This is a genomic window from Pseudomonas sp. JUb42 (assembly GCF_024807945.1).
In the GTDB taxonomy this organism is placed as follows: domain Bacteria; phylum Pseudomonadota; class Gammaproteobacteria; order Pseudomonadales; family Pseudomonadaceae; genus Aquipseudomonas.
On the sequence record NZ_JANUFD010000031.1, the window covers coordinates 1 to 12,885 of the forward strand.

At 60.0% G+C, this 12,885-nt stretch carries 12 protein-coding genes; 8 read left to right on the plus strand and 4 right to left on the minus strand.

Annotation, left to right across the window (positions count from 1 at the left end; translation table 11 throughout):
- Positions 1 to 280: 280 nt before the first annotated feature.
- On the minus strand, positions 281 to 1,261 hold the full coding sequence (locus M2401_RS34120) for a sensor domain-containing diguanylate cyclase (RefSeq protein WP_259111438.1): 981 nt from the start codon (positions 1,259 to 1,261) through the stop codon (positions 281 to 283).
- Positions 1,262 to 1,406: 145 nt separating this feature from the next.
- Positions 1,407 to 2,591 (minus strand): delta-9 fatty acid desaturase DesA, encoded by a 1,185-nt coding sequence (desA, locus tag M2401_RS34125; RefSeq protein ID WP_259111440.1) that lies wholly within the window; start codon positions 2,589 to 2,591, stop codon positions 1,407 to 1,409.
- A 168-nt stretch (positions 2,592 to 2,759) separates the two neighbouring features.
- Between desA and dibA the strand changes: the two genes are divergently transcribed.
- The 6 genes from dibA (at position 2,760) to M2401_RS34155 (ending at position 9,058) form a co-directional block, all read left to right on the plus strand.
- A complete protein-coding gene (dibA, locus tag M2401_RS34130) occupies positions 2,760 to 4,691 on the plus strand; it encodes a phosphodiesterase DibA (protein WP_259111441.1) in 1,932 nt (643 codons plus the stop codon).
- Positions 4,692 to 4,987: 296 nt separating this feature from the next.
- Positions 4,988 to 5,170, plus strand: coding sequence for a sulfur starvation response protein OscA (oscA, locus tag M2401_RS34135; protein WP_259111445.1), 183 nt, complete (start codon positions 4,988 to 4,990; stop codon positions 5,168 to 5,170).
- Positions 5,171 to 5,217: 47 nt separating this feature from the next.
- On the plus strand, positions 5,218 to 6,228 hold the full coding sequence (locus M2401_RS34140; protein ID WP_259111447.1) for a sulfate ABC transporter substrate-binding protein: 1,011 nt from the start codon (positions 5,218 to 5,220) through the stop codon (positions 6,226 to 6,228).
- 130 nt (positions 6,229 to 6,358) lie between these two features.
- Positions 6,359 to 7,180: a sulfate ABC transporter permease subunit CysT gene (gene cysT, locus M2401_RS34145; RefSeq protein ID WP_259111450.1), complete on the plus strand. Its 822-nt coding sequence runs from the start codon at positions 6,359 to 6,361 to the stop codon at positions 7,178 to 7,180.
- A gap of 13 nt (positions 7,181 to 7,193) precedes the next feature.
- The gene (gene cysW, locus M2401_RS34150; protein WP_259111453.1) at positions 7,194 to 8,066 is read left to right on the plus strand and encodes a sulfate ABC transporter permease subunit CysW; all 873 of its coding nucleotides are present in this window, start codon (positions 7,194 to 7,196) and stop codon (positions 8,064 to 8,066) included.
- A 2-nt stretch (positions 8,067 to 8,068) separates the two neighbouring features.
- The gene (locus tag M2401_RS34155; RefSeq protein ID WP_259111457.1) at positions 8,069 to 9,058 is read left to right on the plus strand and encodes a sulfate/molybdate ABC transporter ATP-binding protein; all 990 of its coding nucleotides are present in this window, start codon (positions 8,069 to 8,071) and stop codon (positions 9,056 to 9,058) included.
- Between the two features lie 145 nt (positions 9,059 to 9,203).
- On the opposite strand, the gene M2401_RS34160 is transcribed toward M2401_RS34155, so the two are convergent.
- Positions 9,204 to 9,728 carry a DUF962 domain-containing protein gene (locus M2401_RS34160; RefSeq protein WP_259111459.1) on the minus strand — a complete coding sequence of 175 codons (525 nt, stop codon included), beginning with the start codon at positions 9,726 to 9,728 and terminating at the stop codon, positions 9,204 to 9,206.
- A 94-nt stretch (positions 9,729 to 9,822) separates the two neighbouring features.
- Between M2401_RS34160 and M2401_RS34165 the strand changes: the two genes are divergently transcribed.
- On the plus strand, positions 9,823 to 10,515 hold the full coding sequence (locus M2401_RS34165; RefSeq protein ID WP_259111462.1) for a Crp/Fnr family transcriptional regulator: 693 nt from the start codon (positions 9,823 to 9,825) through the stop codon (positions 10,513 to 10,515).
- A gap of 4 nt (positions 10,516 to 10,519) precedes the next feature.
- Here M2401_RS34165 and M2401_RS34170 read toward each other — a convergent pair whose 3' ends face one another.
- Positions 10,520 to 11,527, minus strand: a complete 1,008-nt coding sequence (locus M2401_RS34170) for an AraC family transcriptional regulator (protein WP_259111464.1) — start codon at positions 11,525 to 11,527, stop codon at positions 10,520 to 10,522.
- Between the two features lie 111 nt (positions 11,528 to 11,638).
- Here M2401_RS34170 and M2401_RS34175 point away from each other — a divergent pair, with 111 nt between their 5' ends.
- Positions 11,639 to 12,712: a fatty acid desaturase gene (locus M2401_RS34175; protein WP_259111467.1), complete on the plus strand. Its 1,074-nt coding sequence runs from the start codon at positions 11,639 to 11,641 to the stop codon at positions 12,710 to 12,712.
- Positions 12,713 to 12,885: the final 173 nt, after the last annotated feature.

The window sequence follows — 12,885 nt, forward strand, 5'->3', positions numbered from 1 at the left end:
GGAGAGGATGCTGCGGTTGCACCGGCCTCTTCGCGGGCAAGCCACGCTCCCACGGGATTTGTATTGTGCTGCGTTTATTTGAATTGGAATGAGATGTTGTGGGAGCGAGGCTTGCCCGCGAATGCTTTTTTTCATCCGGAGAGGATGCTGCGGTTGCACCGGCCTCTTCGCGGGCAAGCCACGCTCCCACGAGTTTTGTGTTTGGGCCGTGAGTATTTGAGTTGGAATGAGATTTTGTGAGCCGGCAAGCTGGCTCCGACATTACCCTTCGGTCACTCGATCAAACCAACACAATCTGATTCTTGCCCTGGCGTTTGGCCTGGTACATACCGGCATCGGCGCGGGCGTAGAGGGTTTCCAGATTGGTGTCGGCGCTGCCCAGGTTGGTCAGGCCCTGGCTGGCGGTGATGCTGAAGCTGATGTCCTGATGCTGGAAGCTCAAACGCTGGATTTCCCGTTGCAACCGCTCGGCTATCTGCATGGCCATTTCCGGAGCGCAGCCGGGGAAGACTGCGGCGAACTCCTCGCCACCGATGCGCCCGAACAGATCGCCCCGGCGCAGCGTCGAGCGGGCGCTTTCGGCCAGGCGTTGCAGCACCACGTCGCCTTCCTGGTGGCCGTAGGTGTCGTTGATCAGCTTGAAGTCATCGATATCCAGCAACAGAAACGACAGCGGCGTGCCATTCAAACGGGCCTGCTCGAATTCACGCTGGGCGCATTCGAAGAAGTGGCGGCGGTTGCTGCTTTGGGTCAGCACATCGGTCGTGGCCAAGCGTTGCAGCTCATCTTCGAGCTGTTTTTTCTCGGTGATATCTTCCGCTATACCGACCACGATCAGGCGGTGCCCGGCCTCGGCCTGGTGGCTGACAAAGCACTTGTCGCTGAGCCAGCGCACTTCGCCGTCGGCGCGGATGATCCGGTACTCACGGTCTTCGATGGCGCCTTTCTCGATAACATCGTTGAGGCTGCGTTCGGCGTAGTTCAGGTCGTCGGGGTAGATGCTGTCGCGCCATTCGCTGTAGTCGGCCAGCAGCAGGCCGGCGGAACGGCCGAAGATACGCTCATAAGCGGGGCTGACGTAGACCATCTTGCGTGTTTCCCAGTCGAACGCCCACAGCACGGCGTTGACGCTGACCAGCAGCGAGCTGAACAGCTGTTCGCGTTCACTCAAACGGGCGACTTCGGCCTGGGCGTGCATCAGCGCAATCAGCGTTTCGGCGGCGCCAGGGGTGTCGATCAGTGGGGTCGTGGGAAGCGTCATAAGATTGTTCACGGCTCTGCGCTCGTCAGAAGTGCGGCGCACAGCCACAGCAAGACCCACTTGAGTGTGGGTCATATTCTGATCGGTTGCAGGGGGTGAAGTTCCAGCGGGCGCGCCCACGGACGGGGCGCGCCGATCAACGGCATCAGGCGGTAGCGGGGCGCAGCGAGTAGGTCTTGAGCTGGTCGGCGAACTCGCGCAGGGACTGGATACCACTGGCCTCGGCTTCGTGGACCCATTCCTTGATTGCCGCGAGCATGTCGTGGCCGTTGCTGCTGGTCTTGACCCAGATCTGTTGCAGGGCCAGGCGTTTTTCGTAGATCACCTTGAGGGCCTGGCTGTGCTCGAGCATGCCCTGAATGCGCTGATGGTGGCCGTCATCCAGCAGGCTGGTCTCACGGGACAGCAGGCGCTTGGCACGGTGGAACTGGTGGCGTACCGAGGCATCGGCCTTGGCCAGCTCCTGACCCACCAGCGGCGCGATGACCAGCTTGCGGTACTGGGCCATGATCTGGAAACGGTTGTTGAGGATCGCCATGGCGGTGTCCATGTCCAGATGGCCCTTGCCGGCAACCCGGTGGGCAATCGGTGCGACGCGGGCGACCTTGGCCAGACGCAGCGCGCTGAGCACCTTGATCCAGGCCCAGCCCATGTCGAATTCCCAGGCCTTGACCGAGAGCTTGGCCGAATTGGGGTAGGTGTGGTGATTGTTGTGCAGCTCTTCGCCGCCAACCACGATGCCCCAGGGGATCAGGTTGGTCGCCGCGTCGCGGCATTCGAAGTTGCGATAGCCGACGGCGTGGCCCAGGCCATTGATGACCCCGGCAGCCCAGAACGGAATCCACATCATCTGCACGGCCCATACGGTCATGCCCAGGGCGCCGAACAGCAGCAGGTCGATCACCGCCATGAAGGCTATGCCGAGCAATGGATAAGGCGTGTACAGCTTGCGCTCGATCCAGTCATCCGGGCAGTTTTTGCCATAAATACGCAGTGTCTCGGGATTTTCTGCTTCTGCGCGGTACAGTTCTGCACCTTTGCGCAGTACAGTGGACAGCCCTTTGATAACCGGGCTGTGCGGGTCATCGACGGTTTCGCATTTGGCGTGGTGCTTGCGGTGGATCGCTGTCCACTCGCGGGTGTTCTGGCCAGTGGTCAGCCACAACCAGAAACGGAAAAAGTGCTTCAGGCCCGCGTTGAGTTCCAGAGCGCGGTGAGCCGAATAGCGATGCAGGTAAATCGTGACGCTGATGATGGTGACGTGAGTCATCACCAGAGTGATTGCCACTAACTGCCAGACGGAAAGGTCAAGCAAACCGTTGTACCACATAGGCTGTGTTGCCCTCGAAGATGACGCGGGATGAAGGATTTTTTATGAAAAAATCTGCAACGCATTATCTCTGAGTCGACGGATAAAACCAGTCGCGTATTTAGATAAGAGTCGCAGGATGTTTCTTACTCTATAATCCCGCAATTTCGTAAGGTTTTTCGCATTCTTATGTCTGATTCTTCACGTGATGCTCTGCGAGCGGCCCTTGTCTACGGGGTTTTATCCGTTCTATGGCTGGGGCTTTGCGACCTTCTGTTACCTGACCTGATCCCGGACCCGGTGCAATTGCAGCGCTGGCAGCTCCTGGCCGGGTATTTCTGGGTGGCGATCAGTGCCGTGATGATCTACATCGCGCGGGCTCATTTGCTCAAGTTCATGGGGGTCGGCGCGCGCCTGAGCACGCAGCGCCTGGATCATGAGCGCGTGCGTGTCGCCACCGCTGTATTCGATAGCACGCAGGAAGGCGTGCTGGTCACCGACGAGCAGGGGCTGATTGTGCACGTCAACCGCGCCTTTATGGCGATTACCGGTTATCAGCGTGAAGAAGTGCTGGGTGACCGGCCGAACCGCTTCAAGTCTGGCCGCCACGACGCGCAGTTCTACCGCGTGATGTATGAGGCGCTGATGGAGAAAGGCCATTGGAGCGGCGAGATCTGGAATCGTCGTAAAAGTGGGGAAATTTACCCGCAATGGCAAAATATCCGCCGCGTCTGTGACGACGCCGGGCAGACCAGTCATTTTGTTGCAGTGTTCTCTGACCTCACTGCAATCAAGCGCTCCGAGCAGGAGCTGCAACAGCTGGCCCACTACGACCCGCTGACCGGCCTGCCCAATCGCCTGCTATTTACCGACCGTGCGGCCCAGGCGCTGACGTACGCCGGTAGCAGCAAGCGCGGTTGTGCCTTGCTGCTGATCGACCTGGACCACTTCAAGAACATCAACGACAGCCTGGGCCATAACGTTGGCGACCAGGTGCTCAAGGCTGTGGCCGAGCGCCTGCAGGGCCTGTTCGACAGCGGCATGACCCTGGCACGCCTGGGGGGTGACGAGTTCGCCCTGTTGCAGGAGAACTGCCAGCAGGTGATGCAGGCCGCCGGTCTGGCGCAACGGGTGCTCGATGCCATGAAAGAGCCCTTCGTCCTCGACAGCCATCCTTTGTTTATCAGTGCCAGCGTCGGTATCAGCCTGTTCCCCAGCGATGCCCAGAGCGCCGAGCAATTGCTGCGCAACGCCGATTCGGCGCTGTTCAAGGCCAAGAGCGACGGCCGCGAAGGCTATGCCTTATATACCGAAGAACTGACCGCCCATGCCCAGCAGCGGGTCGAACTGGCCAGCGAACTGCGCCGGGCCATCGATCGTCATGAACTGCGGGTGTTCTATCAGCCGGTGCATGACCTGGAGAGCAGCCGGATTCTCGGGGTCGAGGCGCTGGTGCGCTGGCAACACCCGGAGCGAGGCATGGTGTCGCCGGGCGAATTCATCCCGATTGCCGAGCAGAGCGGTCTTATCGGCGAAATCGATGGTTGGGTGTTGAATACCGCCTGTCGGCAAATGTGTGCCTGGCTGGCGGCAGGTGTGGAGGTATCGTTCGTTGCGGTGAACGTGTCCAGCCGTCTGTTCAGTCGTGGTGATCTGGATCGCCAAGTGGCCGAGGTGCTGCGTGAAACAGGCCTGGATCCGGCCTATCTGGAACTGGAAGTGACTGAAAGTGCGGTCATGGAAGACCCTGAGCAGGCCATCGAGCAGTTGCATCGCCTGCGCGAGCTGGGCATCAGCCTGGCCATCGACGACTTCGGCACCGGCTATTCCTCGTTGCTGCGGCTCAAGCGCATGCCCGTGCAGAAGCTCAAGATCGATCAGGGCTTTGTCGCCGGGTTGCCCAGCGATGAAGATGACATCGCCATTGTGCGGGTGATCATCGCCCTGGCCCAGAGCATGGGCATGAACGTGTTGGCCGAGGGCATCGAGCACGCCGATCAAGCCGGTTTCCTGCTGGCCAACGGCTGTGAGCTGGGCCAGGGCTATTGGTTCGCCCGGCCTATGCCTGCCGAGCAGATCGACTGGCTGCGCGCACCGGACTTTCGCCAGCCGGTGATTTGAGCCGGCCCGTCCCATCTGGATCGGATTGAACACCCTTGGTGGGGCCGCCTTTAGCCGAGAAGGTAATCTCGCGGCTAAAGCCGCTCTTACGGGCCGTTCAATGGTCTTCCCGGCTAAAGCCGGCGCCACAAAAATAATCAGGCTGGTCCTCTATCGGCTTTTAATGCCTTTCAGTTCTATCTGCATTCTTAAATAGTATTTTTAAGAATATCCGCGTCTCTCTAAGATTGCCTTCACGCCACAAGCAGTTGCCTTGAATCGCCACTGCGGGCCTCTCTATTCGAAGGAGCATGATCATGAGCGCATCTCTACGTAGCGTTGACGGCCAGGACGAAGCAGCCATTCTGCGAGAAATTCAGAGTGCGCTACGTGACCTGCGCTTCGGCGCGGTGGAAATCACCGTGCATAACGCCCAAGTCGTCCAGATCGAACGCAAAGAAAAATTCCGTCTGCAAAACCCGGCAAACAAGACCGGTTAAAACTAAAAAATATAACGCCAACACCGAATTCCCCAGGAGCTTCATTCATGACCATCCGCCGTTATGCGCTGGCCGCACTCACCCTTGCGGTCTTTGCTGGTTCCGCTGTCGCCAAAGATTACACGCTGCTCAACGTCTCCTACGATCCGACTCGTGAGCTGTATCAGGACTACAACGCTGAATTCACCAGCTTCTGGAAGAAGTCCCACCCGGGCGACACGGTCAAGATCAACCAGTCTCACGGTGGTTCGGGCAAGCAGGGCCGTTCGGTGATCGACGGTTCGCCTGCCGACGTGGTGACCCTGGCCCTGGCCGGTGACATCGACGAAATCGCCAAGCTGGGCAAGACCATTCCGGAAAACTGGCAGACCAAGCTGCCGGACGCCAGCACCCCGTACACCTCGACCATCGTGTTCCTGGTGCGCAAGGGCAACCCCAAGGGCATTCACGACTGGGGCGACCTGATCAAGGATGGCGTGTCGGTCATCACGCCTAACCCGAAAACTTCGGGCGGGGCGCGCTGGAACTTCCTGGCGGCCTATGGCTATGGCCTGAAGTCCAATAACGGCGACGAAAAGAAAGCCAACGAGTACATCAGCAAACTGTTCAAACACGTACCTGTGCTGGACACTGGCGCCCGCGGTTCGACCATCACCTTCGTCAACAACGGTCAGGGTGATGTGCTGCTGGCGTGGGAAAACGAAGCCTTCCTGGCACTGAAAGAAGACGGTGGCGCTGACAAGTTCGATATCGTCGTACCTTCCCTGTCGATTCTGGCCGAGCCGCCTGTCGCGGTTGTGGAGAAGAACGCCGAGAAGCATGGCACCACCGAAATCGCCACCGAATACCTGAAACACCTGTACAGCAAGGAAGGCCAGGAAATCGCTGCGAAGAACTTCTATCGCCCGCGTGACACTGAGGTCGCTGCGAAATATGAAAAGCAGTTCCCTAAATTGAACCTGCTGACTATCGACAAGGACTTCGGCGGCTGGAAAACTGCCCAACCGAAATTCTTCAATGACGGCGGGATCTTCGACCAGATCTATATTCCGCAGTAATTGGATGGTGGCACCTGCTCACTAACTGAACACGCGACACTCTTGTAGGAGCTGCCGAAGGCTGCGAACAGGTCTTGAATCCTATCGCAGCCTTCGGCAGCTCCTACAGTACATTGAACCAAGGACTCGTATGTCACGACGCATATCCCCCGTCATACCCGGCTTCGGGCTGACGCTGGGTTACACCCTGGTGTACCTCAGTCTGATTGTGCTGATACCCCTGGCTGTCATGTTCATCCACGCCTCGCAACTGAGCTGGGCGCAGTTCTGGACCATCGTCACCGCACCTCGCGTGCTGGCGGCGTTGAAGCTGAGTTTCCTCACCGCGTTCTATGCCGCCATCATCAACGGCATCATCGGTACGCTGCTGGCCTGGGTGCTGGTGCGCTATACCTTCCCCGGACGCAAGATCATCGATGCAATGATCGACCTGCCGTTCGCCCTGCCGACCGCCGTGGCGGGTATTGCCCTGACTGCGTTGTATGCACCCAATGGCATGGTCGGGCAGTTTGCTGCAGACCTGGGTTTCAAGATCGCCTACACGCCCTTGGGTATCACCCTGGCGCTGACTTTTGTCACCATGCCGTTTGTGGTGCGTACGGTGCAGCCGGTGCTGGCGGACATTCCCCGTGAAGTCGAAGAGGCTGCGGCCTGTCTCGGCGCGCGGCCATTGCAGGTTTTCCGTTACATCCTCGCGCCAGCATTGCTGCCCGCCTGGCTGACCGGTTTTGCTCTGGCCTTTGCCCGGGGTGTCGGTGAGTACGGTTCGGTGATTTTCATTGCCGGCAACATGCCGATGAAGACCGAAATCCTGCCGTTGCTGATCATGGTCAAACTCGACCAGTACGACTACGCCGGGGCCACGGCCATTGGTGTGATGATGCTGGTGGTGTCTTTCATTCTGCTGCTGCTGATCAACCTGTTGCAGCGCCGCATCGAAACCCCGGCCTGAGGAGCGTACGAGCATGTCCAATTCAACGCTTTCTGCCGCGGCTTCAGCCAATGCGGCCCGTCGTGGCAACGCAGTCTACCGGCGCATCCTGATCGGCCTCGGCTGGCTGGTGTTCGCGCTGTTTCTGCTGTTGCCGCTGTTTATCGTGGTGTCCCAGGGCCTGAAGAACGGTCTGGGCGGCTTCTTTACCGCGATCCTCGAACCCGATGCCTTGTCAGCGCTCAAGTTGACCGTGCTGGCGGTGGTGATTTCCGTGCCGCTCAACGTGGTGTTCGGGGTTGCCGCTGCCTGGTGCGTGAGCAAATACTCGTTCCGTGGCAAAAGCTTTCTGGTCACCCTGATCGACCTGCCGTTTTCGGTCTCGCCGGTCATTGCCGGTCTGGTCTACGTGCTGATGTTCGGCGCCCGTGGCGTATTCGGGCCGTGGTTGCAGGATCACGATATCCAGATCGTCTTCGCCCTGCCGGGCATCGTCCTGGCGACCATTTTCGTCACCGTGCCTTTCGTTGCCCGCGAGCTGATCCCGCTGATGCAGGAGCAGGGCACTCAGGAGGAAGAAGCGGCACGCTTGCTCGGCGCCAATGGCTGGCAGATGTTCTGGCACGTCACGGTGCCGAACATCAAATGGGGCCTGATCTACGGCGTGGTGCTCTGTACCGCCCGGGCCATGGGGGAATTCGGTGCGGTGTCGGTGGTGTCCGGGCACATTCGTGGTGTGACCAATACCCTGCCGTTGCACGTTGAAATCCTCTACAACGAATACAACCACGTTGCCGCCTTTGCTGTGGCGAGCCTGTTGCTGATCCTGGCGCTGTTCATCCTGCTGCTCAAGCAGTGGAGCGAAGCGCGTATTAACCGTCTGCGCCAAAGTGCGGCGGAGGAATAATCATGTCGATCGAAGTCCGTAACGTCAGCAAGAACTTCAACGCCTTCAAGGCCCTCAACAGCATCAGTCTGGATATCCAGAGTGGCGAGCTGGTGGCTTTGCTCGGCCCGTCCGGCTGCGGCAAGACCACCTTGTTGCGCATTATTGCCGGTCTGGAAACCCCCGATCAGGGCAGCATCGTCTTCCACGGTGAAGACGTCTCCGGCCACGATGTGCGTGATCGCAACGTCGGGTTCGTGTTCCAGCATTACGCGCTGTTCCGCCACATGACGGTGTTCGACAACGTGGCGTTCGGCCTGCGCATGAAGCCCAAGGGCCAGCGTCCCAACGAAACCCAGATCGCCGCCAAGGTTCACGAGTTGCTGAACATGGTGCAGCTGGACTGGTTGTCTGATCGCTATCCGGAGCAACTGTCCGGCGGTCAGCGTCAGCGTATCGCCCTGGCCCGCGCCCTGGCGGTGGAGCCCAAGGTACTGCTGCTCGACGAACCTTTCGGCGCCCTCGACGCCAAGGTGCGCAAGGAACTGCGCCGCTGGCTGGCGCGCCTGCACGAAGATATCAACCTGACCTCGGTATTCGTGACCCACGACCAGGAAGAAGCCATGGAAGTGGCGGACCGCATCGTGGTGATGAACAAGGGCGTGATCGAGCAGATCGGCTCACCGGGCGAGGTCTACGAGAACCCGGCCAGTGATTTCGTCTATCACTTCCTCGGCGACTCTAACCGCCTGCACCTGGGTGAAGACAACCACGTCCTGTTCCGCCCCCACGAAGTGTCGCTGTCGCGCCATGAACTGGAGGATCACCACCCGGCAGAAGTCCGCGACATCCGCCCGCTGGGCGCGACAACGCGGGTGACCTTGAAGGTCGAAGGCCAGAACGATCTGATCGAGGCCGAAGTGGTGAAGGATCACGACAGCCTGACCGGCCTGGCCAAGGGCGAGACGCTGTTCTTCAAACCCAAGGTTTGGCAGAAGGTTGCCAATATCTAAGATTTCGCTTCAGGTAGACGCGAATTCTGTGGGAGCGAATTCATTCGCGAATAGGGCATTACAGCCGATGAACCGCGTCGTCTGTACCGGCCCCTTCGCGGATAAATCCGCTCCCACAATTGTTTCCAGATATTGGATTCGGTTATCAAACCGCAGCCTTGCGCTCATGCCTCCCCGTCGGCCCCGCCCGCTCTTCAATGGCGTGTTGCAAGGTTTTGCGCAGCCCCAGCAAAAATGCCAGCTCGGCCACAACGAACAGCGGACCGATGATCAGCCCTGTGACATCGTCGACAAAGGCGGGTTTGCGGCCTTCCCAATAGTGGCCGATGAACTGGATGATCCAGCCAATCACGAACAGGCCGACCCCGGTACCGAGCCAAGTCAGTGTCGATTGCTGTGCCAGGCTCGCCCCGGCCCAAACACACAGGCCAAGCAAAACGGCCATCAACACACCGAACCCGCGATCCAGACGCAGGTAGAATACGACACTGGCCAGGCTTACCAGCAGGGCAGGCGAGAGCCAAAGCCCGCCCACCGCCCAGCCGGGACGCGACAACAGCACCGCCACGGCGACGACAATCAGCGGGATGCCGATGAAGTGGCTGGCGATATTGCGGGTGTCACGGTGGTAAGCCGCGTATTGACTGAGATGATCGACGAGGTTTTTCATTTTTATGCCTCTGGGTGAATGCTGATCATGCCGCAGAGTCTGTCGGGATGGATCGGCTGAAAATGACAAAACCTGCAACAAAAGGGAGCAACACATGACAAATGGAGCGGGATGGCGTTCGCGTCTGCTTAACGATAGTTGGTTTGGCGCCTTGCCGGCCGGTTTACAGGACGCCTTGCTGGCGGCAGCGCGGCAGCGGCGGATCACGCCAGGCAAGCTGCTGTTCGCCCGGGGCGATGCACCTTGCGGCCTGTATATCCTGGTCGAAGGCACATTGCGCGTGGGTACAGTCGATGAGCAGTATCCAGCTGGCCACTTTGATGAGGCCTCGTTGCCTTACTGGTTCGGCGAGGTTTCGCTGTTCGACGGCCTGCCGCGCACTCAGGACCTGTATTCCACAGGGCAAAGCATTCTGTTGCAGGTGTCTCAGACGACCCTGCTGACGCTGCTCGAGCAATGTCCCCACTACTGGCGGCCCTTCGCCGAACTGCTCAGCCAAAAACTCGGCCTGGCGTTGCTGCGTGCTGACGAGCTGGCGCGTCTGCCGCCCCGTACCCGCATCGCCCGCCGCCTGCTATTGCTCAGCGAAGGCTATGGCGAACTCAATCATTCGCGCCGTTTGATCCCGTACGAAGACCTCGCTCTGAGCGATCCTGAACTGCCGCAGATCCTGCAAACCCTGCATGAGCGCAAGGTGGTTTATCTGCGTCAGGAGCAGTTGCAGATTCTGAATATCAACCGGCTGCGGGAGATGGCCGGGGCGAAGTTTGTGCGGTCAATATCTTGAGCGCTCAGCTGCCCATGCCATCGCGATACTGACTCGGCGTCATCCCGGTCCAGCGTTTGAACGCGCGGCTGAAGCTGCTGGTGTCGGCAAAGCCCAGCAGGTAGGCGATTTCGCTCAGTGAGCTGCGCGGGTCGCGCATGTGTTGCAGTGCCAGGTTCTGGCGGCACTGGTTGAGCAGCAGGTCGAAGCGGCAGCCTTCGTCGGCCAGGTGGCGTTGCAGGCTGCGCAGGCTCAGGTGCAGGGCTTGGGCGACGCGCTCGGCGGTGGGTTCGCCTTCGGGCAGTTGCGCCTCGATCACTGAGCGAACGCGGCGTTCCCAGGTCAGGGGCTGCAGTTGTTCCAGGGTGCGGTTGAGCACGGTTTCGTTGTGCTCGGCCAGTTGCGGGTTGCTGTCGTCCAGGTGGCTGTCGAAGTCGGCGCAGGCAAACTCCAGGAGATTCTCGGCCGCGTCGAAGTACAGCGGGGCGCGGAATACTTCCTGCCACGGTTGCGGGTCTTGCGGCGCGGGGCGTTGCAGGTGCACGGCCAGGGGGGCGTAACTGCGGCCCAGACGGTTGCGGCAGGTGCGCACGTAGATGGCGGCAAAGGCGTCCAGCGCTTCGAAGGCCGGTACGGGCCCGTCGGGCGGAGCGTTGAAGCGGAATTCATAACGATCATCGACCCGCTTGAACTCCAGGGTCAGGGCGTCGCTGACCACCGGGTGATAGCGCACGATGCGTTCGAACACTTCGCGCAACGAGGCGCTGGCGACCAGGGCATATCCCAATGCATGGAAGGTGGTCGGGCTGACGAAGCGCGATACGCGCAGGCCCAGCGCCGGATTGCCGCTGGCAGCCACGGCCAGATGCCAAAGGCGCGTACTGGTGCTGACCGGATAGCGTGCGTCGGGATCGTCCATCAATTGTGGGTCTAGTCCCGCAGCCTGGCACAGCGCGATGCTGTCCAGCCCCAGCGCATTGATCTGTTTGCACAAGGCGCGAGTCCAACTGGCGAGAATACTGGGCTCAGTCATGATCATTGGCGCCTGCGGTCAACAGATTGGCGTACTCGGCAGGGCGCGCAGGGAGTGGGCTCATGCACAGTGAGGTCCTCTTCACTTACCGTCATGATAGAGGATGTAAGCATGCACGCACCTTCTGCAAGCCCCGCGAGACTGAATGCACAGCAGCGATCAGCGCATATTCGCGCGGTGGTGGGCGCCAGGGGCGACGAGTTGCGTGCGCGCTACCCGATCCTGCGCCATCAGGACGCTATCGGCGTCGGCATCCTGGCCTTCGCCCTGGGCGGCATGCTGCTCAGTGCAGGGCTCTATCTTGCGGGTTACATGGCCTGGTGGGTGTGCCTGCTGCTTAATGCCTTCTTCGCCTCCCTGACCCATGAGCTGGAACATGACCTGATCCACAGCATGTATTTTCGCAAACAACGCATTGCGCACAATCTGATGCTGGCCCTGGTCTGGCTGGCGCGACCGAGCACGATCAACCCGTGGATTCGCCGCCATCTGCACCTCAATCACCACAAGGTCTCCGGCACTGAAGCGGATATGGAAGAGCGTGCCATTACCAATGGCGAACCGTGGGGCATTGCCCGGCTGTTGATGGTCGGCGATAACGTCATGTCATCGCTGATCCGCATGCTGCGGGCGAAAACCTGGGCGCACAAATTCAGCATCCTCAAGCGCACGTTGAAGGTCTATGCGCCGCTGGCGCTGCTCAATTGGGGCAGTTGGTACGTGTTTCTCGGCTTTCACGCGGCCAACGGGATTGCCGCGCTGCTGGGCTCGTCGGTTGAGTGGTCAGCGACAACCCTGGCGGTGATGCCGGTGATCGATATCGCCGTGGTCGTGCTGGTCGGACCGAATGTGCTGCGCACCTTCTGCCTGCATTTCGTCAGCTCGAACATGCATTACTACGGCGATCTGGAAGCGGGCAACGTGATTCAGCAGACCCAGGTGCTCAACCCCTGGTGGATGTGGCCGTTGCAGGCGTTCTGCTTCAACTTCGGCAGCACCCACGGCATCCATCACTTCGTGGTCAAGGAGCCCTTTTATATCCGCCAGATGACCGCGCCCGTGGCGCATCGGGTCATGGCGCAGATGGGCGTACGCTTCAATGATTTCGGCACTTTCGGCCGGGCCAATCGCTTTGCGGCGAAGGCCGATGAAGTGGTGGCGCCGGCCGAACCGGCGCGGGCCTGAGGCAATCAGGCCAGGCCGCCGTTGGCCCGCTTTACATCCGTAGGACCGGCTTGAGCCGGGAGGCCATTCTCGCGGCTGAAAGCCGCTTGTGTCTGCAAGAAGAGTTAAAGTCATAGGTGAGAGGGGTGAATGGCAAGCTGATAAGCCGACGTGCCCTAGAGCACGGGTAGGAG